The 26,954-nt window shown below is 48.1% G+C and carries 27 protein-coding genes; 12 read left to right on the forward strand and 15 right to left on the reverse strand.

From position 1 onward, the window contains the following. Genes ccmI through ccmA form a run of 9 tightly spaced genes read right to left on the reverse strand, consistent with a single transcriptional unit; the run spans position 1 to position 7,043 of the window. A complete protein-coding gene (gene ccmI / locus AC3RV5_RS17090; RefSeq protein ID WP_489728793.1) occupies positions 1 to 1,260 on the reverse strand; it encodes a c-type cytochrome biogenesis protein CcmI in 1,260 nt (419 codons plus the stop codon). Then, a complete protein-coding gene (locus AC3RV5_RS17095) occupies positions 1,257 to 1,706 on the reverse strand; it encodes a cytochrome c-type biogenesis protein (RefSeq protein WP_489728794.1) in 450 nt (149 codons plus the stop codon). The genes ccmI and AC3RV5_RS17095 overlap by 4 nt, the downstream gene beginning before the upstream one ends. Next, entirely contained in the window at positions 1,703 to 2,275 is a 573-nt protein-coding gene (locus tag AC3RV5_RS17100; protein ID WP_489728795.1) for a DsbE family thiol:disulfide interchange protein, read from the reverse strand. Before AC3RV5_RS17100 ends, AC3RV5_RS17095 begins: the two co-directional genes overlap by 4 nt. After that, positions 2,272 to 4,278: a heme lyase CcmF/NrfE family subunit gene (locus tag AC3RV5_RS17105; protein WP_489728796.1), complete on the reverse strand. Its 2,007-nt coding sequence runs from the start codon at positions 4,276 to 4,278 to the stop codon at positions 2,272 to 2,274. Before AC3RV5_RS17105 ends, AC3RV5_RS17100 begins: the two co-directional genes overlap by 4 nt. 2 nt (positions 4,279 to 4,280) lie before the next feature. Next, positions 4,281 to 4,778 (reverse strand): cytochrome c maturation protein CcmE, encoded by a 498-nt coding sequence (gene ccmE / locus AC3RV5_RS17110; protein WP_489728797.1) that lies wholly within the window; start codon positions 4,776 to 4,778, stop codon positions 4,281 to 4,283. Continuing rightward, positions 4,779 to 5,000 carry a heme exporter protein CcmD gene (gene ccmD, locus AC3RV5_RS17115; protein WP_489728798.1) on the reverse strand — a complete coding sequence of 74 codons (222 nt, stop codon included), beginning with the start codon at positions 4,998 to 5,000 and terminating at the stop codon, positions 4,779 to 4,781. It abuts the gene before it with no gap. Next, positions 5,000 to 5,749 carry a heme ABC transporter permease gene (locus AC3RV5_RS17120; protein ID WP_489728799.1) on the reverse strand — a complete coding sequence of 250 codons (750 nt, stop codon included), beginning with the start codon at positions 5,747 to 5,749 and terminating at the stop codon, positions 5,000 to 5,002. Before AC3RV5_RS17120 ends, ccmD begins: the two co-directional genes overlap by 1 nt. After that, entirely contained in the window at positions 5,749 to 6,417 is a 669-nt protein-coding gene (ccmB, locus tag AC3RV5_RS17125) for a heme exporter protein CcmB (RefSeq protein ID WP_489728800.1), read from the reverse strand. The genes AC3RV5_RS17120 and ccmB overlap by 1 nt, the downstream gene beginning before the upstream one ends. After that, on the reverse strand, positions 6,414 to 7,043 hold the full coding sequence (ccmA, locus tag AC3RV5_RS17130) for a cytochrome c biogenesis heme-transporting ATPase CcmA (protein ID WP_489728801.1): 630 nt from the start codon (positions 7,041 to 7,043) through the stop codon (positions 6,414 to 6,416). The genes ccmB and ccmA overlap by 4 nt, the downstream gene beginning before the upstream one ends. Before the next feature lie 128 nt (positions 7,044 to 7,171). Between ccmA and fliK the strand changes: the two genes are divergently transcribed. Further along, positions 7,172 to 9,412 (forward strand): flagellar hook-length control protein FliK, encoded by a 2,241-nt coding sequence (fliK, locus tag AC3RV5_RS17135; protein ID WP_489728802.1) that lies wholly within the window; start codon positions 7,172 to 7,174, stop codon positions 9,410 to 9,412. Between the two features lie 55 nt (positions 9,413 to 9,467). Continuing rightward, a complete protein-coding gene (locus tag AC3RV5_RS17140; RefSeq protein WP_489728803.1) occupies positions 9,468 to 9,800 on the forward strand; it encodes an EscU/YscU/HrcU family type III secretion system export apparatus switch protein in 333 nt (110 codons plus the stop codon). Between the two features lie 119 nt (positions 9,801 to 9,919). Here the strand turns inward: AC3RV5_RS17140 and recA are convergent, their stop codons facing one another. The 4 genes from recA to AC3RV5_RS17160 form a co-directional block, all read right to left on the reverse strand. Further along, on the reverse strand, positions 9,920 to 10,963 hold the full coding sequence (recA, locus tag AC3RV5_RS17145; RefSeq protein WP_489732194.1) for a recombinase RecA: 1,044 nt from the start codon (positions 10,961 to 10,963) through the stop codon (positions 9,920 to 9,922). A 139-nt stretch (positions 10,964 to 11,102) separates the two neighbouring features. Next, a complete protein-coding gene (locus AC3RV5_RS17150) occupies positions 11,103 to 11,591 on the reverse strand; it encodes a CinA family protein (RefSeq protein WP_489728804.1) in 489 nt (162 codons plus the stop codon). A 102-nt stretch (positions 11,592 to 11,693) separates the two neighbouring features. Further along, entirely contained in the window at positions 11,694 to 12,155 is a 462-nt protein-coding gene (locus tag AC3RV5_RS17155) for a hypothetical protein (RefSeq protein ID WP_489728805.1), read from the reverse strand. A gap of 4 nt (positions 12,156 to 12,159) precedes the next feature. Beyond that, positions 12,160 to 12,282 carry a hypothetical protein gene (locus AC3RV5_RS17160; RefSeq protein WP_489728806.1) on the reverse strand — a complete coding sequence of 41 codons (123 nt, stop codon included), beginning with the start codon at positions 12,280 to 12,282 and terminating at the stop codon, positions 12,160 to 12,162. Positions 12,283 to 12,745: 463 nt separating this feature from the next. Here AC3RV5_RS17160 and mutS point away from each other — a divergent pair, with 463 nt between their 5' ends. Continuing rightward, complete coding sequence (mutS, locus tag AC3RV5_RS17165; protein ID WP_489728807.1) at positions 12,746 to 15,397, forward strand: DNA mismatch repair protein MutS; 2,652 nt, start codon at positions 12,746 to 12,748, stop codon at positions 15,395 to 15,397. 20 nt (positions 15,398 to 15,417) lie between these two features. Here mutS and AC3RV5_RS17170 read toward each other — a convergent pair whose 3' ends face one another. Beyond that, positions 15,418 to 15,561: a hypothetical protein gene (locus tag AC3RV5_RS17170; protein ID WP_489728808.1), complete on the reverse strand. Its 144-nt coding sequence runs from the start codon at positions 15,559 to 15,561 to the stop codon at positions 15,418 to 15,420. 295 nt (positions 15,562 to 15,856) lie between these two features. Here AC3RV5_RS17170 and pyrG point away from each other — a divergent pair, with 295 nt between their 5' ends. The 9 genes from pyrG to AC3RV5_RS17215 all read left to right on the forward strand — a co-directional run bounded on the left by pyrG (position 15,857) and on the right by AC3RV5_RS17215 (position 25,236). Next, complete coding sequence (gene pyrG, locus AC3RV5_RS17175) at positions 15,857 to 17,488, forward strand: CTP synthase (RefSeq protein ID WP_489728809.1); 1,632 nt, start codon at positions 15,857 to 15,859, stop codon at positions 17,486 to 17,488. Positions 17,489 to 17,540: 52 nt separating this feature from the next. After that, positions 17,541 to 18,833, forward strand: a complete 1,293-nt coding sequence (gene eno, locus AC3RV5_RS17180) for a phosphopyruvate hydratase (RefSeq protein ID WP_489728810.1) — start codon at positions 17,541 to 17,543, stop codon at positions 18,831 to 18,833. Positions 18,834 to 18,869: 36 nt separating this feature from the next. Further along, entirely contained in the window at positions 18,870 to 19,511 is a 642-nt protein-coding gene (locus AC3RV5_RS17185) for a hypothetical protein (RefSeq protein ID WP_489728811.1), read from the forward strand. Positions 19,512 to 19,833: 322 nt separating this feature from the next. Continuing rightward, a complete protein-coding gene (gene leuA, locus AC3RV5_RS17190; RefSeq protein ID WP_489732195.1) occupies positions 19,834 to 21,393 on the forward strand; it encodes a 2-isopropylmalate synthase in 1,560 nt (519 codons plus the stop codon). A 7-nt stretch (positions 21,394 to 21,400) separates the two neighbouring features. Then, on the forward strand, positions 21,401 to 22,507 hold the full coding sequence (gene leuB / locus AC3RV5_RS17195) for a 3-isopropylmalate dehydrogenase (protein WP_489728812.1): 1,107 nt from the start codon (positions 21,401 to 21,403) through the stop codon (positions 22,505 to 22,507). Further along, positions 22,507 to 23,913 (forward strand): 3-isopropylmalate dehydratase large subunit, encoded by a 1,407-nt coding sequence (gene leuC, locus AC3RV5_RS17200; RefSeq protein ID WP_489728813.1) that lies wholly within the window; start codon positions 22,507 to 22,509, stop codon positions 23,911 to 23,913. The genes leuB and leuC overlap by 1 nt, the downstream gene beginning before the upstream one ends. Before the next feature lie 15 nt (positions 23,914 to 23,928). Continuing rightward, a complete protein-coding gene (gene leuD / locus AC3RV5_RS17205) occupies positions 23,929 to 24,555 on the forward strand; it encodes a 3-isopropylmalate dehydratase small subunit (protein WP_489728814.1) in 627 nt (208 codons plus the stop codon). A gap of 238 nt (positions 24,556 to 24,793) precedes the next feature. Continuing rightward, positions 24,794 to 25,117 carry a hypothetical protein gene (locus AC3RV5_RS17210; protein WP_489728815.1) on the forward strand — a complete coding sequence of 108 codons (324 nt, stop codon included), beginning with the start codon at positions 24,794 to 24,796 and terminating at the stop codon, positions 25,115 to 25,117. After that, positions 25,114 to 25,236, forward strand: a complete 123-nt coding sequence (locus AC3RV5_RS17215) for a substrate-binding domain-containing protein (RefSeq protein ID WP_489728816.1) — start codon at positions 25,114 to 25,116, stop codon at positions 25,234 to 25,236. The genes AC3RV5_RS17210 and AC3RV5_RS17215 overlap by 4 nt, the downstream gene beginning before the upstream one ends. A 92-nt stretch (positions 25,237 to 25,328) precedes the next feature. Here the strand turns inward: AC3RV5_RS17215 and AC3RV5_RS17220 are convergent, their stop codons facing one another. Next, positions 25,329 to 26,891 (reverse strand): sodium/sugar symporter, encoded by a 1,563-nt coding sequence (locus AC3RV5_RS17220; protein ID WP_489728817.1) that lies wholly within the window; start codon positions 26,889 to 26,891, stop codon positions 25,329 to 25,331. Between the last annotated feature and the right edge of the window lie 63 nt (positions 26,892 to 26,954).

Raw genomic sequence — 26,954 nt, forward strand, 5'->3', positions numbered from 1 at the left:
TCACTGAACTTCCTCGTCAATTAAAATAGTCAGTTCAACGTTGGCGTTATTTTCAACGTCTACTATTACTGTGCCCAGCAGGTCGCCTTGGCTTTGACTGACATCTTCACTGGCAGAAACCCTGGCGATCACCCTGGCCTTGCTCAACTGCGAAAGGGTCAAAGTAGGCATTACTGAATTCTGATCAGATAACTGCACTTTTATTGGCAAATCAGGCAACGGCATTTTACTCACCGCAGCTGGCATCCTGCTGCTGCCTGTGCCGTCTTGAGCATAAACAAACAGGTATCCTGATTTAGGCAATTTAGCGCTTAACTTTTCAGCCAGTGTTACCTCAATCGTCAGCCGCGTGCTGGAGGTGCCAGACGCCGCATTTTTTGCTTGCTGGGTACCGTTACCGCCGTTTTTTGCGGCTGTTAATTTAGTAATTTGCAGTTCTATAGACTGGTAAATGGGATCGGATTTGGGAACAAATTGCTGTAAGCGCCGCCAGCTTTTAAGGGCCAATGCCTGATCACCAAGCTGGGTAGCCACCATCGCCAACATGCCCACGGCCCCGGTATTTTGTGGCTCAAGGGTCAATAAATGTTCCAGTAGTCTGCGCGCCTGTTGCAAATAGGCAGGTTGATTGATTATCAACAAGGTTTGGCTGTAATTGGCTAAAGTGTCGACTTTGTTTGGCTCCAGCTCCAGGGCCTTGTCAAACGCTTGCAAGGCACTTTCCAACTGATTGGTGGCACTGTATACCCGGCCCAATAACGTCCAGGCAGTGGCATCGTCGGGTTTGTCTCTTAAAGTGGTACGCAGGCCCAAGGCAAATTCACGCATATCTTGCATGTCAATGTCTTGGTCACCTTCGGTGACGATCCTGGTGGCCAGCTCAGGGAGTTTTTCCAGGGCCTGTTGCCAATTTGTCAGGGCTTGCACATTATTTGCCTGCCAATATACACCGCCCACCACAATCAGGCTCAGGGCCAGCCCGGCTCCCAGCACCCAACGGGCCGAGGCACTCGATGTGTGTCCTTGTTCAACTTCGTCGAGCAAGGCCATTTTTAACTCTTGTTCTGTTTCCTGGCGATCCTTTGGACTCAACAGGCCCTCTTGCTCTTCTCTTTTTAACTCATTGAGACGCTGGCGGATCAAAGATGTATTGGTCAGCGCATCCTGGCGTTTACCTTTGATACTAAACCACCAAGGTACCGCTGCAAAACCCAACGCAGCCAGCAGTAATACACAGGCTCCTAGCCAAAATACACTCACTTATCATCCTCCAGTAGCTTGTTGGCTTTGGCCAGTTTCGTCTCATCTTTAAGTTGAGGTTTTGCTTGGCGACCAAGTACCACCACAACAATGCCCCCTAATACAAATAATATGGGTAACAACCACAACCACAGGGTCATTGAATTCACCGGCGGCTGGTAATACACAAAATCGCCGTAACGTTGTTTCATATAGGCGATGACTTCCTCTCTACTTTGGCCTTGCTGCACTAACTGATAAACCTTGCGTTTAAGATCGGCGGCTATCATCGCATCCGAATCGGCAATGTTCTGATTTTGACATTTAGGGCAGCGTAACTCCTGAGTCAGCTGAAAAAACAGGGCTCTTTGCTGAGGATCGTCAAACTGATAGGTTTCTTCAGTTGCAAAAGCGCCCAAGCTGAATACTGCCCAACAGGCGGCCATTAACCACACAGAACATTTCATTGGGCGAGTAACTCCTGATAGATAGTCGCAAACTTGTTACGCCACACTCTTGGGTTAATGTCGCCTATATGGTGCAGGCGCACCACCCCTTGTTTGTCGATCAGGAAGGTTTCGGGTGCCCCTGTCACGCCTAAATCCAAAGACAAATCCCTTTTTACATCAAAAATATTGTAGGTGTAAGGGTTACCCAACTGGGTCAGTTTTTGCTGCACTTCTTGCTGTACCCGGGCCACGGTTTTAATGCCAAAATCCGGATCGATATCCTGATCGTAATACAAACCAACTATGTGTTTTCCCTCGTTCTTTAGCTCAACCAGATAAGGGATTTCAATCGCGCAAGTAATACACCATACCCCCCATACATTGAGCAAGGTCACTCGCCCGTCAAACACTTGTGCAGTATAAGTCTGTTGGGTATGCATCAAATCCGGTAAGTTAAAAGCTGGCACCGGTTTGTCCAGTAAACTGGATTTATGCACCCGGGGATCGTCAAATAAGCCCTGAAAGAGAAACACGGCCAGTGCAGTAAAGAGCACCAGAGGTAACAAAAAAACACTGATTTTTTTCACGACTGACTCTCCACTGGCACACCAGGCGGCGACTTAATCGGGGATTTGTTCTTAACCAGTTTTGACATGCGATAGCGTTTGTCAGAAATCGATATCAGTCCCGCGAAGCCTATTATAAAAGCACCGGCCCAAATCCAGGTGACAAAGGGTTTAACGTAAATGCGTAACGCCCAGTCTCCATTTTCAAGCTGTTCGCCTAGGGCAACAAACAAATCCCTGCTAATACTGGAATCGATACCCGCTTCTGTCATGGTATTTTGTTGCACGGTGTAAATACGTTTTTGCGCATCCAGACGTGCAACAACTTGCCCCTCTTCAAACACCTGTACATCAGCACTGTAGCCCGTGTAATTGGGGCCCCGTATGTTGCTCACCCCATTAAATACAAATTGATAACCCATTAAATCCAAACTATCTCCGGGTGCCATACGTACATGCCGCTCCTGATTGTAATTGCTGACCAAGGTGATGCCAATGAGTACCACGGCAAAACCCAGATGCCCGACAACCATGCCCCAATGGCTGGGGGTAAGCGTTTGCAACCCACCCAGCAAACCCGCACCTGATTTACCGCCCTTAGCTGCCAGGCGCTGGTTAACTTCCATTATAGTGGTCACCACTATCCAAAAACTCAGTACCATACCCAGCGCCGCCATATAGGAGGTCTGCTCGAAACTGGCGGTCACCAGCACGGCCCCTGACAAGCTGAGCCCAAAGGCCAGCAGTAACTGTTTATACAATGCCGAGGGCGGCTGATTTTTCCAGCGTGACAACGGACCAATGCCCATAAAAAATACAAAAGGCACAATCAGATACGTAAACATTTGATTAAAAAAGGGCGCACCTATGGAAATCGAGCCCATACCGAGCTCTTTGTGCACCAAAGGTAACAAGGTCCCCAATAACACCACCAGGCAAGCCGCGCTCAAAAACACGTTATTGCCTGCCAGCAACACTTCCCGGGAGAAAAGCTGATAACGCCCGGCGCCTTTAAGTGACGGTGCCCGGATAGCAAATAACAACAAAGAACCACCGATCACGACGACCAGTAAACCCAAGATAAACAGGCCACGACTGGGATCGCTGGCAAAGGAGTGAACCGATACCAATATGCCAGAGCGCACTAAAAAGGTGCCCAACAGGCTCAACGAAAACGCAGCGATGGCCAATAATACTGTCCAGGCTTTAAATACCTTGCGCTTTTCTGTGACCGCCAAGCTATGGATCAAAGCGGTGCCCACCAACCAGGGCATAAAAGAGGCGTTTTCCACTGGGTCCCAAAACCACCAACCACCCCAACCCAGTTCGTAATACGCCCACCAACTGCCCAGGGCGATCCCCACACTTAGAAATGACCAGGCGGCTAGGGTCCAAGGGCGCGACCAGCGCGCCCAGGTTGAGTCCAATTGCCCGGAAATTAACGCCGCCAGGGCAAAGGCAAATGCCACGGAAAAGCCCACATACCCCATATACAACATAGGCGGGTGAATGATCATGCCAAAATCTTGCAACAACGGATTTAGATCCTTGCCATCCACCGGGAAAAAGGGCAGCAAGCGGTCAAAGGGATTGGAGGTAAGCAGCATAAACAAATAAAAGCCCATGGCCACCATGCCCAAAATGGCCAGTACCCGGGCGACCATTTTCAGGGGAATAGCCTTACTGAATAGGGCAACCGCCACAGTCCAGATAGAAAAAATCATCACCCATAATAAAAATGAACCTTCATGACCTCCCCACACAGCGGTAAATTTGTAATGCAGTGGCAGGGTACTATTGGAGGTATTAGCCACATAGGCCAGACTGAAATCATCGCTGACAAAGGCATAGGTCAAACAGATATAGGCAACTAAGGTAAATATAAACATGCCGATGGCCAAAGGTTTGGCCATCTCCATCAATTTGTTATGCCCTTTATATGCGCCCCACATCGGATAAATGGCTAACAACATGGCCATAAGCAAGGCCATAACCAGGGCAAAATTACCAAGCTCAGCGATCATAATTAATTGCTCCCTGTAGCCGCGCCATAGGCAGGTTGTTGGGGTTTGACATGTTTAATACCTTTCATTTTTTCTGCCAAATCCGGGGGCATATATTCTTCGTCGTGTTTGGCCAATACTTCATGGGCCACAATATGATTAGGTTTGTTTAATATGCCCGTGGCAACTATACCCTGGCCTTCGCGAAAGAGATCCGGCAACAAACCTTCGTAACTCACGGTGACAATCGGCCCGGTATCAATCAAATCGAAACTCACCGCCAGACTATCCTTATCTCGGCGCACCGAACCGGGCACCACCATGCCACCTATACGCAGACGCTGGCCAACTTGGGGAACGACCGTATTTTGGCCAATCTGTTTACCATCAATGATTTCTGAAGGGGTGTAAAATAAATCAATGTTCTGGCTCAGGGCATAAAGCATTAAACCTATGGCGGCCCCTATTACCACTACTACTGCTGATATGGCCAACAAACGCTTCTGTCGTCTGGGATTCACCTATTTTTCCTCCTTAGTCTGTGCTTGGGTAGCGTTGCGCGCCGCTTTAATTCGAGCCTTCCTGCTCACTTCACTTTGCACCAGTTTAAACAAACGTTTTTTGTCCAGGCTTGAGTCGATTGCCAGGATCACCAGCGCCAACAAACTCACCCCAAAGGACAACCATACAAAAAAGCCATAACCGCCCATCTGCCAAAATTGACTCAAGCTGTCGAAATACATTATGCCTCCTTACCCGCACGGCCGACCAGACTGATCACCCAGGGACGATGTATTTCCCGGCGTAAGATCTCGTTTTGCAAGCGCAGTATAAATAGCGCGCTCATCACTAACGCCAAACCTAATATACTGATCAGCAACGGCCAGAGCATTTCGGGTGCCACCGAGGGCTTGGCGAATTTACTGATACTGGCACCTTGATGCAGGGTATTCCACCACTCGACCGAATAATGGATAATGGGTAGATTAATCACCCCCACCAGTGCCATTACCCCTGCCGCTTTCCCGGCTTGTTGTTTGTCATCAAAGGATTTATACAGGGATATCACGCCCAAATATAAAAACAGTAAAATCAGCTCTGAAGTTAAACGTGCATCCCATACCCACCAGGTTCCCCACATGGGTTTACCCCAAGCTGCGCCGGTGAATAAGGCAATAAAAGTGACCACCGCACCTATGGGTGCCAAGGCCACCATCGCCATAAAAGCGGTACGTACCTGCCACACCAGGCCGATAAAGGCGGCGATGGCCATGGCGCTATACGCCGCCATTGACAGGATCGCACTGGGCACATGAATATAAATAATACGGAACGAATCACCTTGCTGATAATCCGCTGGAGCAAACGCCAACCCCCATATTAGGCCCGGCAACAGGGTGCATACCGCCAATACGCAAAACCAGGGCAACAGGGTTTGACAAAGGTGATAAGCACGTTGAGTTTTGGCATAAGGGTGCAACCATTTCCACATCAGTTTTGACTCACTCTTAAAGCATAAGCGATGGCAAAAGGTGCCAGCGCCAGTGACAGTAATAACATCGCGGCAATCATAGCCAGTTGCGCCGTATAAGGCAGCTGCAAGGCGGCCGCGTCCACCGCCGAGGTGGCAAAAATAAGTAACGGAATAAATACCGGCAGTAATAATAAAGCCAGCAGCACCCCGCCGCGATTTAACCCCACCGTTAACCCTACTGCTATGGCGCCAACCAAACTTAGCAGGGGTGTGCCCAGCAGCAGGGTTAACAATAAAGCCCAATACATAGCTTCGGTTAAGTTTAAAAATAGTGCCAGCAAAGGTGACAATATCACCAGGGGCACAATAGTGGTCAGCCAGTGGGCAAACACCTTAACCAAGGCCACTAACGGCAAAGGCGTAGCAGAGAGGATCATCTGTTCCAGGCTACCGTCCTGAAAATCATCTTTAAACAAGCGCTCCATGCCCAGCAATGAGGACAATATCGCTGCCACCCAGATCACCCCCGGCCCAACTTTTTGTAATATTTGTGGGCCCGGCCCTATACCCAAAGGAAACAAACTGATCACCAGGATAAAAAACATCATAGGTTGGAGTATTTCCGCTCTTTTTCGATAGGCTAAAGCCAAATCACGTTGTAAAACTGCCAGCAAAGTTGCGCTCAAATTCGATACTCCAACAACAGCTCTTTGGTTGGATAGTCCAATTCAAGCTCTTGATGAGATGTGATGATCACACAACCTTTTTGTTGCAGGTGGCCAACAATACGTTGATTTAACAGGGCCACACCTTGTACGTCAAGAGCAGTAAAAGGCTCATCCAGGATCCAGATTACCGCGTCTTCTTTCAACCACAAACGCGCCAGCGCTACGCGCCTTTGCTGACCGGCAGACAAATTATTGACTGGCATATCTTCCAAACCGACTAAGCCTAAGACCGCTAATACCTCGAAAATCTTCTGGAAATTAACCCTGATCTGATGCTGTTTGCACCAAAAATCCAGATTCTCCCGGGCTGTGAGGGTGTTATTGACCCCAAGTAAATGCCCACAATACAGCAAATTTTGATTAAACCGCTCACGGTCGTAGTTTATATTGTTGTCTCTGAAGCTGACATGGCCCTGGTCCGCACTGACCAAGCCAGTTAACACCCGCAGCAAACTGGTTTTGCCAGCACCGTTGGGGCCTTTGATATACAAAAGCTCGGATTCATCAACAGACAGATTTACCTTGTCAAACAAAAGCCTATCTCTTTTGCTTACACATAAATCATGAGCGGAAAATAGCGACAAAACATTCCTTAAATCGACAAAAAAACGCCGCGATAATACCACAGGGTGCCACAGTGGAATACTCATCAAACCAAAAAAGTGTTAGCAAATAATGCTTAGGTTATTGCCTAAAAATAACATAAACCTGTATGGTGATTTTATCCAAGGATCACTGCGTATTGGCCGATACCCCCTGTATGTCTGAAAATACTATCTCATCATCCCAACAACTGGCCCAGGCGTTAACCCAGCTAAGCCAACTTGCGCCCCAATCAGAACTCGCCAAGGCTGGCGTGGAAGTGTTAGTTAAACACTTGAGTGGCAACCTGCTAAATCTGGCCAATACCACCAGCGGGCAAAACATCACCCTGGCCAAAACTGATTTAAGCGGCACCTTGCAGAGCAAGCAAACATACGAAGTTAAGGTGATCCAGCGGGAGCAAAACCCCGTGCTGCAATTTATTCTCCAATCCCCAACGGCACCCGTGCTCACATCGTTAAACGAAAAACAGTTGGATGCCTTGCTTAAACTGCCTGCAAATCAGTTACTCAGTACAAAGATCCCCCCAAATTTACTCAAAGTTGATACTTTGGTGACTGCAAATACCAACAATCAACTCACCTTGCACATCATTGGCAGCCAACCCAAACAGACGATGACCCTGGATATGCCCAATGCGCAAAAGTTTGCCATGGGCAGTAACGTGAGTCTCGAACTCAAACCCGCGGCTAAAAACTGGCAAGTCAGTCTGTCCCCTTCACCCGTCAAGCAAAGTGCGTCTTTGCCCACTGCCGCGCTTATTACCCCTAAACAATCTGACCGGGTCAACCTGGTGGCAAGCCAAGCATTGCCTTTACTAAAGACTCTGTTGGCACAAAGCCAAGGGACAAGCGCCAGGCTATTACCTGTGGATAACAAAGCCGTACACCAGTTAACGCAATCTGCGGCCGGGGTCGAAAATAATATCCCCGTGCTTAATGTAGCCAAATTAACTGGCCCAATTGGCCTGCAAATCCAACCTGATGGCAAGGCGACCTTGGTAGAATTAAGCACTAGGCCCAGCGCCGAAATCACCGCTAGCAAAACCAACATCGCCAACTTAAGCAAACTGCTGCAGACTCTGGATATTCCTTTAAGCAAACCCGTGATCCGCCGTCTGGAAGCTATTTTAACGGCGGCAAGTCCAGCGGCGCCGATAAGCCCGGGCTTATCGCAACATTTGTCAGCGGCCATTAGCCCGGCGCCTGATCAGGTGCGTCTGGGGGCTCAAAATCCTGCTATGGCTGTGGGTCCCGGGCAAACAGTACCTGCTGGCGTTTTGCCAAACACGGCCAAGGTACAGGGCAGTAATATTATGCCGCCGACTGCAGTCACGGAAAATGCCACCTCAGTTACCCAAAATAAAGATGTGCTCGTCAAGGCCCCCCAGATGAGCGACAGCGTCAAAGCACAAGCGCTGGGTGTATTGCATAGTTTGTTAAGAGTTGTACAGGCTCGCGCTGAATTACCCAGCGACAGTTTACAACGTATTCTTGGGGCGCTGGGGGATCCACAATTGGCCAACGACCCTTCCATTAAACAACTTACTGAGCAATTAGGGCAACAAGTCAAACAGGGGCTGCCACAAGGCAAAGAGCAGGATGCCAGTCAGATCCGCCAGTTATTAACCCAACCCACTCTAAGCTTGAACCCACTGCAGATCCTCACACCCGTGCCTGGCCAAGGTTTACTTGGCGGACTATTAGCCTTGGTGCAAATATCCCTGGCTTCGCGTTTGTCCCGCTCGCAACCCGGCCAGACCCAGCGCCTGGCCGATGCCTTATCACCACTGACGTCGAGCGAGTCATCTGGTGCGGCAAAAACCGCCACCGGAGTGAGTCCCAAAGGCCTAACTGAGTTTTCCCAAATCGAACAAAAACACCAATTACTCAAAGAGCTCAGCCGCTTATTTGCCGGGCACCAAACCAGTAAACTGGGCAATGCCGAGCAGTTATTGCAGGGCCAGGATAGCTTTTATTATACTTTGCCCAGCGCCTTTGGGGATAACCTGCGGGATATAGAATTACTGCTGCGCCGTGAAAAACAAAGCAGGGAGGAACAAACATCAGGGGACGAAGCAAAAAACCGTCAGTGGCACCTGACCATGAAACTCAGTGTGGGCGAACTGGGCGAGCTGTTAACCAAAGCCAAACTCAAACAGGATATCCTGGAAATTGATTTTTATACCTCTAACGAATCAACCCGTAACCAGGTATTAAATTTCCTGCCTTTGTTGAAAAAACGTCTAACTAGCCTGGGTATTGACGTGGCCAAAAGCAGTTGTCAGCTGGGTAAAATCCCCCCTAGCCTGCAGCAAAAGCCCTATCATTTGGTGCAAACTAAGGTATGAACTGTCAATATCACTACAGGTCTCACAAAAATATGTATATAGCGGAGCAATATCCATGAGTGAACAACCATCAGCTACGGGGGCAAAAGCCAAAAGTGCCGTTGCGTTAAAACACCATGAAGGAGACAAGAAAAACGCCCCTCAGGTTGTCGCCAAGGGTTTTGGTGAATTAGCGGATGAAATTATTGCCCTGGCCAAACAAAACGGGGTATTGATCCACGAGGATCCTTATTTGAGTGAATTTCTCGCGGGCTTAGATTTAGGCCAAGAAATCCCCGAACAGCTTTATCACGTTATCGCCGAGCTGATCAGCTTTTCTTATGTATTGCAGGGTAAGTACCCCGAAAGCTGGGCCAAAGAACACCATAAAGTATCAAAATTAGTTTAAGGCCGATGGGTATTAAGCCAATCCGTGTCCCGCGCAACACTAAAAAATTATCGCTAAAACCATAAGAAACCCCGCGTGGACAGCGGGGTTTAGGGTCTTACTTATTGTTCTACTGGTCTTTATTCAGCGGTGGCTTTTTCGGTCTTTTCGGTGTTTTCAGGTTCAACGTTTTTAGCCAATAACAAATCTCTCAAACGTTTATCAATTTCGGCCGCCATCTCAGGATGCTCTTTCAAATAGATAGTTGAATTGGCTTTACCCTGACCAATGCGTTCGCCATTATAGCTATACCAGGCACCGGCTTTTTCTACCATCTTATGGGTCACTCCCAAATCAATGAGCTCACCTAAGTTATTGATACCCTGACCATACAGAATTTGGAATTCAGCCTGCTTAAAGGGCGGAGCTATCTTGTTTTTAACCACTTTTACCCGGGTTTCATTGCCGACAATCTCGTCGCCATTTTTGACAGCGCCAATACGTCTGATATCCAGACGCACCGAGGCGTAAAATTTAAGGGCGTTACCACCAGTGGTGGTTTCAGGTGAACCAAACATCACGCCGATTTTCATGCGGATCTGGTTGATGAAAATAAGCATGGTATTGGATTGTTTTAGATTACCGGTCAGTTTACGCATGGCCTGACTCATCATTCTGGCCGCCAAACCCATGTGTGAATCGCCGATTTCTCCTTCGATTTCCGCTTTGGGAGTCAATGCCGCCACAGAATCTACGACTATCACATCCACTGCCCCAGAACGGGTCAGCATGTCGCAAATTTCCAGTGCCTGTTCGCCGGTATCCGGTTGGGAAACCAAAAGCTCGTTAATATCCACACCTAATTTTTTCGCATAAATAGGATCAAGTGCGTGTTCGGCATCGATAAAGGCACAAACTTTACCGTTACGTTGGGCTTCTGCAATCACTTCGAGGGTCAAGGTGGTTTTACCGCTTGATTCCGGGCCATAAATTTCTACTATACGTCCCAGTGGCAAGCCACCCGCGCCCAAAGCGATGTCCAAACCTAATGAACCCGTAGAGATGGTCTCTACGTCCATGGATTTGTTATCACCCAGTTTCATAATCGAACCTTTACCAAACTGCTTTTCAATTTGTCCTAACGCCGCCGTCAGGGCGCGGGTTTTGTTATCATCCATCGAAATGTCCTCTTTTTACGGCTCGCATTATTCTCAAGGTTTTCGGATACCCGAGCCGTTTAGTGTGATTTGTCTGCCGCAAGTATACTGTACAACCATACAGTTACAAGCCGCATATCGAAATTATTTAACTTGCTGCTTTGTTCTATGACTCTTGGCAGATTTCAATCGCCCGCCGTAAGGCATAATCCACCGCGGCCGCCCTTATCTGTTGTCGGTCGCCACTAAATAATTGTTTTTCTGAGTATATCTGACCACAAGTGCTAAAACCAAACCACACCGTGCCCACAGGTTTTTGTGCACTTCCCCCATCCGGGCCTGCAATACCGCTCACCGAAATGCCTATCTGCGCCCCGGCTTTGGCCGCGGCGCCTTGGGCCATTTCTTGTACTGTTTGCGCCGATACTGCACCATAGGTTGCAAGGGTGGCTGGCAAAACCCCTAACAACAACTGTTTGCTCTCATTTGCATAAGTAATAAAGCCGGTTTTAAACCAGCTTGAGCTGCCAGAGATACTTGTGATCGCGTAGCCTATGCCCCCGCCCGTGCACGACTCAGCGCAGGTCACCTGCCAGCCTAAACGCTCCAACTGTTCACCGAGTTGTTGTGCTAATAGAACTGAATTATTGGTCATATTTTACATCCATCATGAACTTATCTAACCCGCACATTTTTAAATAACGGGTTTGTACTTTTATGGTTATTTCGAACATAGCGAGATCACTCGATAGCGTTTTTATGGTCTCGTCAGGGTCTGTTGACGAACAACCCAGAGGATCAACGGTGGTAAAATCAACCATTGTAAAATTGGCAGCAACCCAGTACCGACTAGCGGCAGCTCAGGCATGTTTGGCGCGTACTGCCAGCGATCCCATACGTCCGTTGCGAGCCACTCCATAAAGATGGTGATAACGAGCCCGGTGGTAATGTAAACTACCGTTGGAGCGGCGGCCATCACATGGATCCAGTGTCTGGAACGAGCGATCACGATGGCGCTCCAGTATGCCAAGACACTGATCACACCATCACCTAGACTCGCTTGGGTACACGTGCGAACGACGCTCATGTATTCAAGTGTTTTGAGTCCCTCGTAGAATGGCATTTGCCACATTTCCCAAACAAAATTGAAGAGAAAGGAAAAAAGCAAAAAGTTCGCTTCTGGATTGCGGAGCGAGCGCTCAATCCAAGTCTGTCCCATCAAATTATTTTTTCCCTGAACGCACGTACTTCCACAAAGCAGCAATCGACAAAACCAAGAGGCCAATCAACAATAGCCAAACCAAACCCATTCCCAACATCATACCCACCCCCATTTCATTAAACATATATCTGTCCTCATTTAAGCATATTCCGTGCGACCACTCATTCTGATCGCGTTTGCCCTTCAGAGTACCTAACGTACAGAAGCTGCGCGGTTTGCATCGAGATCATGCTGCGCACCTCGATTGGTATACAATGTCGAATAACGCCACATTAAATAATGCAATACCCTTAAGTTCAACCCAATTTTATTGTCGAGCGTCATTATTTTCAGTGCCATCGTTGATAAAGGTTTGTTATTCTTTGTTGTGTCACTATGCCGGTTTGTCATCGGACGATTTGAGCGGGTTAATAGTTAATGCCTTAGATCACGAACGACACTCAAACGTAGAACATTTTCTAATAAATCACCTCAATACAAAAAAATGTTACATTTATGAGTAAAAACTTGATATTCATCGAAAATTCATGAGTTTAAGATCACACCGTCATATTCGCTAACTGAAACAAGAAACCATAAAAATTAGCATGAAAATAAAAAATCCCCCAATAACGTCAGGCGCAAACACGCCAGATCACACACCTATGATGCAGCAGTACTTGAAAATAAAAGCCCAACATCCGGATATTTTGTTGTTTTATCGCATGGGTGACTTTTATGAATTGTTTTTTGATGACGCCAAACAAGCCTCACAATTGCTCGACATTTCCCTGACGGCTAGAGGCAAGTCTGGGGGAAATGCTATTCCCATGGCTGGGGTTCCTTATCATGCGGTAGAAAATTATCTGGCTCGCCTGGTAAAAATGGGCCATTCGGTGGCCATAGTGGAACAAATTGGCGATCCGGCCACCAGTAAAGGCCCGGTTGAACGCCAGGTTCAGCGGATTGTGACCCCGGGTACTGTCTCAGACGAAGCCTTGCTGGTTGATAAACAAGATAATATCCTGGCGGCAGTCATGGTGTTGCCCCACAATAAACAGACCCATAAAATCCGTTTTGGCTATTCGACCCTGGATGTCACCAGTGGTCGTTTCACCTTATGTGAGCTGGACGGCGATGAGGCGCTCAGCGCCGAGTTGCAACGCACTAACCCTGCAGAACTGCTTTACCCCGAGGAATTTGCCTTTTTGCATCTTATTGAGCAACGTAAAGGTCTGCGTCGCCGCCCCAAGTGGGAATTTGATTTTCACACAGCAGTTGACCAATTGACCGCCCAATTTGGCACCAAGGAGCTAACAGGTTTTGGAGTAGACCAGCACCAGTTGGGTATTTGCGCCGCAGGCTGCGTGATGCAATATATCAAGGATACCCAGCGCGCCTCCCTGCCCCATATCCAACGTATCTTGCTGGAATCTCACACCGACACAGTGATCATGGATGCTGCCACCAGGCGCAATCTTGAACTCACCCAAAATTTGGCCGGAAGCAGCGAAAATACCCTGGCCAGTGTGCTAGATAAAACCTCTACCCCTATGGGCAGTCGTTTGTTACAGCGCTGGATCCACCGGCCGCTTACCCATGTACCCACCCTGAGTTTGCGCCAGCAAAATATTGCCACCTTGCTGGATAGCGATTATGCCCAGTTGCAGTTGACCTTAAAACAGGTCGGCGACATGCAACGGGTATTGGCACGTTTAGCGTTGCGTAGTGCCCGCCCCCGGGATTTTGCCAGGCTGCGCCAGGCGTTTAGTTTATTGCCTGAGATCCAGGCATTTATCAACGGACAAACTGCGCCAAATACCCCCTGCAGCTTGAACACTTTGGCATCGCAGGTCAGTCAATTTCCGGATTTCGCCGATTTACTGGAACGGGCCGTTATCGAAGCTCCCCCTGTGCTTATTCGTGATGGCGGGGTGATCCAAGCTGGTTACAATGCCGAGTTGGACGAATTAAGAGCCTTATCTAAAGGAGCCAGCGATTATTTGCAAGAACTGGAATTGCGCGAGAAACAGCGCACCGGTATTCCCAGTTTAAAAGTCGGTTACAACAGAGTGCACGGCTATTTCATTGAAATCAGTCGCAGTTACGCCGATCAGGTCCCCCCTGAATACGTGCGTAGGCAAACCCTGAAAAATAATGAACGCTATATTATCGCCGAACTTAAAGAACACGAAGACAAGGTACTAACCAGCCAAAGTCGTTCCTTGGCCCTGGAAAAACGCCTGTACGATGAGTTATTTGATTTGTTGTTGCCTAAATTGCCTGAGCTAATGGCCAGTGCCGACGCCCTGGCCGAACTGGATGTTTTAACCAATTTGGCTGAACGCGCCGATACCCTGAATTATCACTGTCCCACCCTAAGCACCAAAAGCGGCATCCATTTTGAGCAGGGTCGCCACCCTGTGGTCGAAAGCGTATTAAATACACCGTTTATTGCCAATCCGGTGGCGTTGTCACCCAACAGACGCATGTTAGTGATCACCGGGCCAAACATGGGAGGGAAATCCACTTACATGCGCCAAACGGCGTTGCTGGTTTTAATGGCCTATATCGGCAGTTATATTCCCGCAGAAAATATTCAGATTGGCCCCATAGATCGTATTTTCACCCGCATCGGTGCTTCCGATGATCTGGCCTCAGGCCGCTCAACCTTTATGGTGGAAATGACTGAAACCGCCAATATACTCAACAATGCCACGGCCAATAGTTTGGTATTGATGGATGAAATAGGCCGCGGTACCAGTACCTATGATGGCTTGTCATTGGCCTGGGCCTGCGCAGAATATCTGGCTCGCAAGCTGCAATCCTTTACCCTGTTTGCCACCCACTATTTTGAATTGACCAGCCTGGCGGGATCCTTGCCTGAATTGGCCAATGTACATTTGGATGCGGTGGAACATGACGAAAGCATTCACTTTATGCATGCGGTGCAAGAAGGCGCGGCCAATAAAAGTTACGGTTTGCAGGTGGCTCAGTTAGCGGGTGTACCTAAAGCGGTGATCCTGGCCGCCAAACACAAGTTACATGAACTGGAAGCTCAACATAATCCTGGATCACCACCTAATACTGCGCAATCCCCGGTAACACCCAAGAGCGCCACTGATCCAGCGCCCCTGGGGCAGCTCGATTTGCTCGATAATATGGATGAAGTCAAACAGCTACTTGCAGCTATAGACCCTGACGAACTGACTCCCAAGCAGGCCCTGGAATATTTATATCAGTTAAAATCCCTGGGGTGATAGATAGCGCAGTGCCGCTCTTAAAGCCGTTCCAGTGCGCTGACTAAACCTATCTCCATGGCCAGCTGCACGGTTTGCTCGGAACTAACCTGGGAACACATGACAATTTTGGCGTGGGGCCGCACCCGGAGCATTACCTCCGACATGTATATACCCCATGTCATGCAGCGTCCTGCGTAAAAACGGGCAGATAGCTTCCACATCATCGAGCACTAAATCGGGACGTAATTTATCCATTTATTTCCCCTTAAATTAAAGCCAAGCCCTGCTTTAACACACAACTAACTGAGCCAAGTAGATTTTTTGCACGCCATAAAACCTTTTTCAATTGTCTGTTTGCCCGGCTTTGGGTATACTATTACGCCGTCTGATACTGAATGTTTTTCATTTCAATTATATGGAATGATTGGGTTCAGTTTCAAAAAAAATCTTTTTCAACTCCAACGCCTTAGGGTTCTCATGACAAACTATATTTTCGTCACAGGTGGTGTCGTTTCATCACTTGGAAAGGGCATTGCTGCTGCCTCTCTCGCCGCTATTCTTGAGGCGCGCGGGTTAAATGTCACCATGCTCAAACTCGACCCTTATATCAATGTCGATCCTGGCACCATGAGCCCCATTCAGCACGGTGAAGTGTTTGTTACTGATGATGGGGCTGAAACCGACCTCGATTTAGGCCATTACGAGCGCTTTATTCGCACCCGTATGACCAAACGTAATAACTTCACCACTGGCCGTGTCTACGAAGAAGTGATCAAACGGGAACGTCGGGGTGATTATCTGGGGGCTACCATTCAGGTTATCCCGCATATTACCAATGAAATAAAGCGCCGTATTATCGCCGGGGCCGAAGGGGTAGACATCGCCATAGTAGAGATTGGCGGCACTGTGGGTGATATCGAATCACAACCCTTCTTAGAGGCCATTCGCCAGTTAGGCACCGAAGTTGGCCGGGAACACGCCATGTATATGCACCTGACATTGGTGCCTTATATAGCTGTATCCGGTGAGGTTAAAACCAAACCCACCCAGCATTCGGTGAAAGAATTGCGCTCTATCGGTATCATGCCAGACATACTGGTCTGCCGTTCCGAAAGTGCCCTGCCGACCAACGAGCGCTCAAAAATTGCTTTATTTACCAATGTACCCGACAAGGCTGTCATTTCCTTGCGCGATGCCAGCAGTATCTACAAAATTCCGGCGGCATTAAAAGCCCAGGGCATGGATGAATTAGTGGTGCAGCGTTTTGGCCTGGATTGCCCGGAAGCAGACTTGACCGAGTGGGAACAAGTGCTGTACGCAGAGTCCAACCCCGTAGGTGAAGTCACCATAGGTATGGTGGGTAAATATGTAGAATTACCCGATGCCTATAAATCGGTTAATGAAGCCCTTAAACATGCCGGATTGAAAAACCGTCTGACGGTGAATATCCGTTATATTGACTCCCAAGATGTCCAGAGCAAAGGCGAACAAGTGCTGCAAGGATTGGATGCCATATTGGTGCCAGGTGGCTTTGGTGAACGGGGCATGGAAGGTAAAATCGCTGCGGCCAAATATGCCCGTGAGCAAAAAATTCCTTATTTGGGTATTTGCCTGGGCATGCAGGTGGCTATTATCGAGTTTGCGCGTAATGTGGCGGGGCTTGAAAATGCTAACAGCACAGAATTTGATGCCCAAACGCCTTATCCGGTAGTAGGCTTGATTACCGAGTGGATGGATCCTGCCGGTGGTACTGAAATGCGTGACGAAAGTTCTGACTTAGGTGGCACCATGCGCCTGGGCAGTCAGTTGTGTCATTTGATCCCCGGCAGTAAAGTTCATCAACTTTATGGGTCCAGTGAAATATACGAGCGCCATCGCCATCGTTATGAAGTTAATAATAATTTGCGTGACAAACTTGAAGCTGCGGGTTTGAAAGTCACCGGCCTGTCGACCGACAAACGTCTGGTTGAAGTCATTGAGCTGGAAGACCACCCCTGGTATGTGGCGGGTCAGTTTCACCCGGAATTTAACTCTACGCCTCGCGACGGACATCCTTTGTTTACTGGATTTGTCAAAGCCGCGGGGGAATATTATAAAAATAATAATTAACTAGTCTATCTGCTCGCAGATAATCGATAAATTTTTATACAAGGCAACAACTATGTCAAAAATCAGCAAGATCATCGGTCGTGAAATTATGGACTCCCGGGGTAACCCGACAGTAGAAGCAGATGTTTATTTAGAGTCTGGTGTGATGGGCAGAGCCTGCGCACCTTCCGGCGCGTCGACGGGCTCCAGAGAAGCGCTGGAATTGCGCGATGGTGACAAAAGCCGCTATTTAGGCAAAGGGGTATTAAAAGCCGTTGCGGCCATTAATCAGAATATTGCACCTGCCCTGCTAGGTAACAGTAGTTATGAGCAAAAAAAGCTCGATCAAATTATGATCGACTTGGATGGCACCGAAAATAAAGAAACATTTGGTGCTAATGCTATCTTGGCCGTATCATTGGCCGTGGCCAAAGCCGCCGCCCTGGATAAAAAAATCCCCCTCTATCAACACATTTCCGAGCTAAACGGCACCCCTGGCAAGTATTCTATGCCTGTGCCTATGATGAACATCATCAATGGTGGCGAACATGCGGACAACAACGTAGATATTCAGGAATTTATGGTGCAACCAGTAGGCGCCCCCAATTTCCGTGAAGCGCTACGTATGGGTGCAGAAATTTTCCATAGCTTGAAAAAGGTGTTGTCAGAAAAAGGCTTAAGTACCGCAGTAGGAGACGAAGGTGGTTTTGCACCCAATCTGTCCTCAAATGAAGAAGCCCTGAAAGTCATCATCCAGGCGGTTGAAAACGCCGGTTATGAAATGAACAAAGACGTAACCCTGGCCTTGGATTGTGCCTCATCTGAGTTTTATAAAGACGGCAAATACGACCTCAAAGGCGAAGGCAAGGTGTTCGATTCTGAAACCTTCGGTGATTACCTGGCAGAACTTGCGGCCAAATACCCTATTCTGTCTATCGAAGACGGTTTGGATGAGAGCGATTGGGATGGTTGGGCAAGTTTGACCCGCAAGATAGGCGACAAAGTGCAACTAGTGGGCGACGACTTGTTTGTAACTAATACCAAGATTTTAAAGCGTGGTATAGACAACGGTGTGGCCAATTCGATTTTGATTAAATTCAACCAGATTGGCACCCTCAGCGAGACGCTGGAAGCCATTCGTATGGCTCAGGCAGCGGGTTTTACCGCGGTTATTTCACACCGTAGTGGTGAAACGGAAGACGCCACTATCGCCGACTTGGCCGTAGGTACAGCCGCGGGCCAAATTAAAACCGGTTCGTTATGTCGCTCTGATCGTGTGGCGAAATACAACCAGTTATTGCGCATCGAAGAAGCTCTGGGCGATGCCGTTAGTTACGGTGGCCGCCAAGAAATAAAAGGTCAATAAGCCTCAAGGGCAGCGAGTTTAGCTGCCCTATTTCTTATGCTCACCCCGTCTGCTAGTCAGCAAAGCGATATATTCTGTGACTCACAGCAGCAGCGCTATGTGGCTGAAATCTGTAACGCCCTGTACGAGCGCGAGTTATTTATTCTGTCCCAAACAAAGTATACCAATATCAGCCTGTTGCAGCGCAAAATAGGTGGATTACGCCACCACGTTAAACGCGCAGCCTTTCACTTTCTTCATCATAATGGCCCGTTAACGGTCGACGTACACAATGCCAGTTGGCAAGCCAAACAGGCGACTAAATGTATGGCTGCTAAACATGATCCAGCCAAAGCCACGGCCTGGTTTAGTGTATATAGTCGTTTAGGGTTACCTGTGCCCTTACATGTATCGACTATAGGCGCAGAGCATATTGAACTGGATTCCATCGACCGAATTGAAAAGCAACGAGTCCATTTGAATAAATATGGCTGGTTCACCCTAGATGGTGAACCTGAAATGGTTCACAGCAATGATGCTGGAGCGGTCAACACCACCCTTTTACAGCCTAACAAAGCCCTGCTCAGTGCGGCTTGTTGCGGACATAGCTGGGATCACAATGGGCGAACGGCCCCCCGAACCCTCAGCCTGCGAGAATTATTGTTATCTGCCAACGTTAACTGGAAGAACTTTCGTTAAGTCATTGCATATACTGCAGCCTGCTAATCTTTTTATGTGTTTGTTAGCAACTCAGTTATGCTATTTTGTTATATCAAGTTTTGTTAACTAAGGTTGACGCCTGCGGGCCAAAGAGTTACAAATACACTACTGACGTTTCGGACCTAAAATAATGAAATTTTTACAGCTCTCAACTCTACTACTGCTGGCAGCAAGACTGCCCGGGTAGGTTGTAAGCGAAACGCAAACAATTGTTAAAACCCGTGCCCAGCACGGGTTTTTTCGTTTTGGCGCCAAAAAAGCGCTGCATATCAAAAGAGGAAAGGTTATGTCTAACAAGGTTATAGCTAACCAGGTCAAAATATTCGACACCACATTACGTGATGGCGAGCAGGCGCTAGCTGCCAGTTTAAATATGAAGGAAAAACTGCAAATTGCCTTAGCCCTGGAACGACTTGGGGTAGACATTATCGAAGCTGGTTTCCCGGTTTCCTCACCCGGTGATTTTCGTTCGGTGCGAGCTATTGCCCAAGCAGTGAAAAACGCCACCGTATGTGGTTTGTCCCGAGCTCTTGAAAAAGACATTGACGCCTGCGGCGAAGCATTAAACATAGCCGAGCATTTTCGAATTCATACCTTTATTGCCACCTCAGATATTCACGTTACCAGCAAATTGCGTAAGACGCAGGACGAGGTGGTTGAAATGGCGGTCAGGGCCATCAAACACGCCGGTCGATACACTGACGATATTGAGTTTTCCTGTGAAGATGCCGGGCGCACTCCAATCGATTATCTATGTCGCATGGTCGAAGGCGCAATTAAGGCCGGCGCTACCACAGTTAATATTCCGGATACTGTAGGTTACACCACCCCCACGGAGTTTGGTGGTATCATTCAGAGCTTGTTTAACCGCGTGCCTAACATTGATAAAGCGGTTATTTCCGTGCATTGCCACAATGACCTAGGTTTAGCGGTGGCCAACTCTCTAGTGGCAGTTGAGCAAGGTGCCCGTCAGATTGAATGTACCATTAATGGTATCGGTGAGCGGGCGGGCAACTGCTCACTTGAAGAAATCGCCATGATTTTGCAAACCCGCCAAGCCCTGTTGGGTTTACACACTAATATTCGTAGCCAGGAAATTTCTCGCACCTCAAAACTGGTCAGTCAGCTGTGTAATATGCCCGTTCAAGCCAACAAAGCGATTGTAGGAGCCAATGCTTTTAGCCACTCCTCTGGTATTCACCAAGACGGGGTATTAAAGGCGCAAAACACCTATGAAATTATGACTCCCGAGAGTGTGGGGATCAACAAAAACAACTTAAACCTGACCTCGCGATCGGGCCGTCACGTGATCAAACACCGCCTGGAAGAATTAGGTTACAAAGAACAGGATTATGATCTGGATACCCTTTATAACGCCTTTGTGAAGTTAGCGGACAAAAAAGGCCAGGTATTTGATTACGACCTTGAAGCGTTGTTGTTTTTCGACAAACAAAAGCCTGCGGATGAACATTACAAGTTGGTATACTTGCAAGCCAGTTCAGGCAAGGAAATTATTCCTAGCGCCACGGTAAAAATGCAACTTGGCGAGCAGCAGATAACCGAGTCCGCCGTGGGTAATGGCCCGGTAGATGCAGCCTACAACGCCATTATCAAAGTCCTTGGCCATGACCGATTAGACATAGTTGATTTCAAATTGGATTCAAAAGGCGAAGGCGCCGATGCCCTGGCCCAAGTCAGCGTAATCGTTGAATATAATGGCCGCCGTTTCAATGGTATTGGTTTAGCCACAGACATAGTGGAAGCAGGCGTAAAAGCCTTAATCCACGTTTTGAATAATACCTATTTAGCGGATCAGATTGATCACCAGAAAAAGCAACAAACCCAGATTGCCGGAGTATAAGGAACACATGTCGAATTATAACATTGCCGTATTGGCGGGAGATGGCATTGGCCCAGAAGTCATGCAAGAAGCAAAGAAGGTTTTATCTGCAGTAGAAAAAGCCTTTAATTTGTCGTTTGCCTTACACGAATTTGATGTGGGTGGCGTGGCCATAGACAACCATGGTCAGGCATTACCACCAGCCACCCTAAAAGGTTGTGAGCTGGCAGATGCGATTTTATTTGGCTCAATTGGCGGACCGAAATGGGATAACCTACCGTTGGAGCAACGCCCGGAACGCGCCGCTTTGCTAACCCTTAGAAGCCACTTTGATTTATTCAGTAATTTGCGCCCGGCGAAAATATACCCTGGCCTTGAGGGCTTGTCGCCATTACGCGCCGATATCGCTGCCAGTGGGTTTGATGTGTTAGTGGTGCGTGAGTTAACCAGCGGTATTTATTTTGGTCAACCCAAAGGGATTGAAGGCGAAGGCGAAGAACAATTTGCTTTTGATACCATGCGTTACAGCAAAAGAGAAATCCGCCGCATTGCTATAAGTGCATTTGAAGCGGCGCAAAAGCGCGGTAAAAAAGTAACCTCGGTGGATAAAGCCAATGTCTTGGTCTGTAGCCGTCTGTGGCGAGAAGTCACCGAAGAAGTGGCCAAAGACTACCCAGAAGTTGCCCTGGAACACATCTATATCGATAATGCCACTATGCAGCTGTTACGTTACCCGGGCGATTTCGATGTGATGTTGTGTTCAAACCTGTTTGGCGACATTATTTCTGATGAATGTGCCATGATCACCGGCTCCATGGGTTTATTGCCTTCGGCCAGTATCAACAGCGCGAATTTTGGTTTGTATGAGCCGGCCGGTGGCTCAGCCCCCGATATCGCTGGCCTTGGTATTGCTAACCCAATTGCCCAGATCCTGTCGGCATCCATGTTATTACGTTTTAGTTTAAACCTGACGGATGCTGCAGATGCAATTGACGCCGCCGTCGTTCAAACCCTGGCAGACGGTATATTAACCGGTGAGCTACTGAGCCCACAAAACCGCGCACAGGCAAAATCAACCAGTGAAGTAGGCGATTATATTGCCAAGCTTATCGCTCAACCACAGGAGGCTAACTAATGGCCACAACCTTATACGACAAGATTTGGCAACAACATATCGTAGATGAAATTGGCGATGACGGCTTGATCTATATTGACCGCCACCTGATCCATGAAGTCACCTCTCCCCAGGCATTTGATGGCCTGGATTTGAAACAGCGTAAAGTACGCCGGCCCGATCTGACTTTCGCCACTATGGATCACAGTATTTCCACCCGCTCACTGGCCATAGACGCCTGTGGCCCGGCTAATAAACTGCAATTGCAAACCTTGGCAGATAATTGTGTCAAACACGGTATTCGTTTGTATCCCGTGGGCCACCATAAACAGGGCATAGTGCATGTGATGGGCCCGGAACTGGGTTTGATAAAACCCGGCATGACGGTGGTCTGTGGTGATTCTCACACGGCTACCCATGGCGCGTTTGGTGCTCTTGCCTTTGGTATAGGCACATCCCAGGTTGAACATGTGTTTGCCACCCAAACACTGAAACAAAGCAAAGCCAAGTGCATGCAAGTCAAGGTCACAGGCAAGCGCCCTAACGGCGTGACGGCCAAAGATATTATTCTGGCCATAATCGGCAAAATTGGCCATGCGGGCGCCACGGGTTTTGTTATCGAATATTGCGGTGACACTATCGAAGCCCTAAGCATGGAAGAGCGCATGACAGTGTGTAACATGAGTATCGAAGCCGGCGCCAAAGCCGGTTTGATTGCTCCTGACCAGACTACCTTCGATTATCTTGAGGGCCGCGAATATGCCCCCACAGGCACTGATTGGGACGACGCTCTTGCTTATTGGCAAACATTGAAATCTGACACCGGTGCCACATTTGATGCCGTGGTTGAAATGGATGCTCGGGAAATCGCCCCCCAAGTCACCTGGGGGACAAATCCAGGTCAGGTGATAGGCGTTAATCAACCCATACCCGCCCCCGAAGATTTTAGCGATCCTATCGATCGAGATTCAGCAATAAAAGCACTGAAATATATGGATGTAAAACCTGGGCAAAAATTATCTGAACTGACCGTTAATCATGTATTTATTGGCTCTTGCACCAATGGACGCATTGAGGATCTGCGTTCTGCCGCCGAGATTGCCAAACAAGGCAAGGTGGCCAGTCATGTGACGGCCATAGTGGTACCGGGTTCGGCAGCGGTAAAAGTTCAAGCGGAAGCCGAACAGCTGGATAAAGTATTCCTCGATGCCGGTTTTGAATGGCGTTTACCTGGGTGTTCTATGTGTTTAGGCATGAACGATGACGTACTGCAATCGGGGGATCGCTGTGCCTCTACCAGCAATCGTAACTTTGAAGGTCGCCAGGGCCGCGGTGCACGTACCCATCTGGTTAGCCCCGCCATGGCGGCTGCAGCGGCCTTAGCCGGTCACTTCGCCGACAGCCGTGACTTTGCTGACAATATTTAAGATACAGGAATGAAAATGACTAACCCAATTGCTAATTCAAGCCAAGGCATAAATCTGCACAGCGGTACCGCGGCACCTCTGAACCAGGCCAATGTGGATACTGACCAAATTATTCCTAAACAGTTTTTAACGTCGGTAACCAAAAGTGGTTATGGTAAACACTTGTTCCATGACTGGCGTTATCTGGATCTGCATGAACAAGAGCCCAATCCGGCTTTTGTACTGAATAAGGCACAACACCAAGGAGCGAGTATATTACTGACCAGGGAAAATTTCGGTTGTGGCTCTAGCCGAGAACACGCCCCCTGGGCCCTGGATGACTATGGTTTTAAAGTAGTGATTGCCACGAGCTTTGCGGATATTTTTTACGGCAACTGCATTAATAACCAACTGCTGCCGGTACAACTGCCAAGCGCGCAGATAGATGCACTTTTTGCTGCTGTGCATGGCGATGCTAAATGCTGTATAAAAGTGAATTTGGCTGCCCAGACAGTAGCGGTTAATGAACATACCTTTAAATTTGAAATTGCCCCCCACCATAAAAACAATTTGCTTAAAGGTTTGGATGCCATAGGACAGACGTTGGAATTGGCAAATAAAATCAGCCAATACGAAAGCAAACAAATGGCTTGGCAGGTATAAGCTGAGCCAGTGATCGAAACTAAAACTCGCCAGACAGCCAACAACAGGCGGTTTGGCGGACTCAGACTCACTGCTACCGAATCTTATTATAAATCAAAACTTTTGCCGTTAAAATCATCCTACCCCTTTGATACTTTAAAAACGTTTACACCCAGTCTGCCTGCGACTAAGCCGTGTCCAGTGACGTATTTTTTATCAATGAGGATGGCACTTAGCTAAACTAAGTATCATAGATACAGTGGCAATATCAGAGGTGTCCCCGGCAACTCAATCCGGTCAGGCTGATGGGATCTTGTTATTCTCATTTTGCCTTCCTTTTCAAACCAAAGATGACATTCCCTTGGCACAGCAGTTACCGCTTCTGGTGAATTACAGTGAAAACATGGCACTCGAAGGGATCAATAAGGTGATGGTTGATAACGTGGCCGGTGCCAAAGCTGCTGTTGGCCATTTACTGGATTTTGGTCACACCAAAGTTGGCGCGACAATGGGTCCCCTTGATACTCCCAGCGCCCAAGCGCGGTCTTTTGTTTCAGTGATGACATGGCCATCGGTGCCATGAACATATTACAGGCCAGTGGTTTTCGTATCCCACAGGATATGTCGATTATCGATTTTGATGATAACCGTTATGCTGCAATTATGACCCCGGCCCTGACCACCATACGCCAGCCACGGTAAGATGTAGGCAATGCTTGCATGAAGTTGTTACTTGAGCAACGCAGTAACTACAGGGCCTGTCAAAGGCCCTAATAGCTTACTAAGCCTCATCATTACCACCAGCTAACGTAAAACCCCGACAGGATTAAAATTACCGCCAAGCTGCCAAAATTAAATTCTTTGGATGTTGAAAAGGACACCTCAGACAAGTCGGTGGCATTTTCGGCGTGACCCTTGTTTTCCAGTAAAGAGACGACTACGGCTATTGCTACGCACAATAAAAAGACCAACCCTACCCGATCGATAAAGGGCAGGCTTGGCCAGAGTAATTTAAAGGCCAATGACAAAAGCGCAGAACTTATCGCCGCACAAATAGCTGCGTTGGATGTGGTCCGTTTCCAAAACATGCCTAACAGGAACAGGGTCACTACACCTGGTGTGAAAAAGCCGGTAAATTCCTGAATATATTGAAAGGCCTGATCAAAATTACCCAGCAGTGGTTGGGCAACAAACGCAGCCACAGCCAAGGCGAAAATGCTCACGAGTCGGCCCACAGTAACATAGTGGTTCTGGCTGCAATTGGGACGTTTATGGGCGTAGATATCCATAGTAAAGATGGTGGATACGCTATTGCACATTGAGGCCAAGGAAGACACGATAGCCGCGACCAATGCCGCAAAAATCAAGCCCTTCAGACCACTAGGCATCATGTTCATTAAAGTAGGATAGGCTTCATCTGCACGTTGCAGATCCGGCACTAACAACACCGCCGCTATGCCAGGCAAAACCACTATCAAGGGCATAAGCAGTTTTAGAAATGCAGCAAACACTATACCTTTTTGACCTTCCGCCAGACTTTTGGCCGCCAGGGTGCGTTGGATGATGTATTGATTGAATCCCCAATACGATAAATTCATTATCCACATGCCTCCCACCAGCACCGAAATCCCGGGTAAATCCATGTAATGCTCATTGTCTGGCGTCAATATCATGTCGAATTTTTCCGGAATACTGCTGGTCAAAATGGAAAAGCCTTGCCACACGCCCTGGCCGTCAGAAATCAGGTTTAATGCGGTATAGGACAAGAAAAGCCCCCCAAACACCAGCAACACCACCTGGATGATATCGGTTTGTGCTACCGCTTTGAGGCCACCATAGAGTGAGTAGCCAAGAGAAAATACACACAAAAAGACCATGGCATAGACCATGTCGACACCCGCAATCGAATTAATAGCCAGCGCCCCTAACCATAATACGGCGGTAAGATTAACAAACACATATACCCCGAGCCAGAAACATGCGGTAATGATCCTTACTCGGTGATCGTAACGCTGCTCAAGGTACTGGGGCATAGTGTAAATACGTTGCTGTAAGAAAATGGGCAGGAAATACTTGCCCACTATAAGCAGAGTGATAGCAGCCATCCACTCGTAGGACGCAATAGCCAAACCTACCTTGAAACCCGAGCCAGACATACCAATAATCTGTTCCGCGGAAATATTGGCCGCGATCAATGAGGCCCCAATAGCCCACCATGACAGACTTTTACTGGCTAAGAAGTAGTCACTGGTATCTTTGTCATGACCTGCTTTTTCTCTGGATACCCACAGCGCAACCGCCACTAGTACCACTACATACAAACAGAAAACGGTCAGGTCTAATGTGCTCAAATTCATCTAAATGTCGTCCTATTTGGTAAAGCGTCTCGGCTAAACAACCTTGCGCCGCTAACTACCCAG

It is taken from the genome of Paraglaciecola sp. IT1134, assembly GCF_058068185.1.

Bases quoted from the DNA above. Each gene is read 5' to 3' on its own strand.
- pyrG (WP_489728809.1), top strand. From the start codon at position 15,857: ATGACAAACTATATTTTCGTCACAGGTGGTGTCGTTTCATCACTTGGA.
- AC3RV5_RS17170 (WP_489728808.1), bottom strand. From the start codon at position 15,561: ATGACATGGGGTATATACATGTCGGAGGTAATGCTCCGGGTGCGGCCC.
- AC3RV5_RS17140 (WP_489728803.1), top strand. From the start codon at position 9,468: ATGAGTGAACAACCATCAGCTACGGGGGCAAAAGCCAAAAGTGCCGTT.
- AC3RV5_RS17105 (WP_489728796.1), bottom strand. From the start codon at position 4,278: ATGATCGCTGAGCTTGGTAATTTTGCCCTGGTTATGGCCTTGCTTATG.
- AC3RV5_RS17160 (WP_489728806.1), bottom strand. From the start codon at position 12,282: ATGTTTAATGAAATGGGGGTGGGTATGATGTTGGGAATGGGTTTGGTT.
- ccmD (WP_489728798.1), bottom strand. From the start codon at position 5,000: ATGTATTTCGACAGCTTGAGTCAATTTTGGCAGATGGGCGGTTATGGC.
- leuC (WP_489728813.1), top strand. From the start codon at position 22,507: ATGGCCACAACCTTATACGACAAGATTTGGCAACAACATATCGTAGAT.
- AC3RV5_RS17150 (WP_489728804.1), bottom strand. From the start codon at position 11,591: ATGACCAATAATTCAGTTCTATTAGCACAACAACTCGGTGAACAGTTG.
- AC3RV5_RS17220 (WP_489728817.1), bottom strand. From the start codon at position 26,891: ATGAATTTGAGCACATTAGACCTGACCGTTTTCTGTTTGTATGTAGTG.
- AC3RV5_RS17155 (WP_489728805.1), bottom strand. From the start codon at position 12,155: ATGGGACAGACTTGGATTGAGCGCTCGCTCCGCAATCCAGAAGCGAAC.
- fliK (WP_489728802.1), top strand. From the start codon at position 7,172: ATGGTGATTTTATCCAAGGATCACTGCGTATTGGCCGATACCCCCTGT.
- AC3RV5_RS17120 (WP_489728799.1), bottom strand. From the start codon at position 5,749: ATGTGGAAATGGTTGCACCCTTATGCCAAAACTCAACGTGCTTATCAC.
- AC3RV5_RS17185 (WP_489728811.1), top strand. From the start codon at position 18,870: ATGCTCACCCCGTCTGCTAGTCAGCAAAGCGATATATTCTGTGACTCA.
- AC3RV5_RS17215 (WP_489728816.1), top strand. From the start codon at position 25,114: ATGAACATATTACAGGCCAGTGGTTTTCGTATCCCACAGGATATGTCG.
- leuD (WP_489728814.1), top strand. From the start codon at position 23,929: ATGACTAACCCAATTGCTAATTCAAGCCAAGGCATAAATCTGCACAGC.
- leuB (WP_489728812.1), top strand. From the start codon at position 21,401: ATGTCGAATTATAACATTGCCGTATTGGCGGGAGATGGCATTGGCCCA.
- AC3RV5_RS17095 (WP_489728794.1), bottom strand. From the start codon at position 1,706: ATGAAATGTTCTGTGTGGTTAATGGCCGCCTGTTGGGCAGTATTCAGC.
- eno (WP_489728810.1), top strand. From the start codon at position 17,541: ATGTCAAAAATCAGCAAGATCATCGGTCGTGAAATTATGGACTCCCGG.
- mutS (WP_489728807.1), top strand. From the start codon at position 12,746: ATGAAAATAAAAAATCCCCCAATAACGTCAGGCGCAAACACGCCAGAT.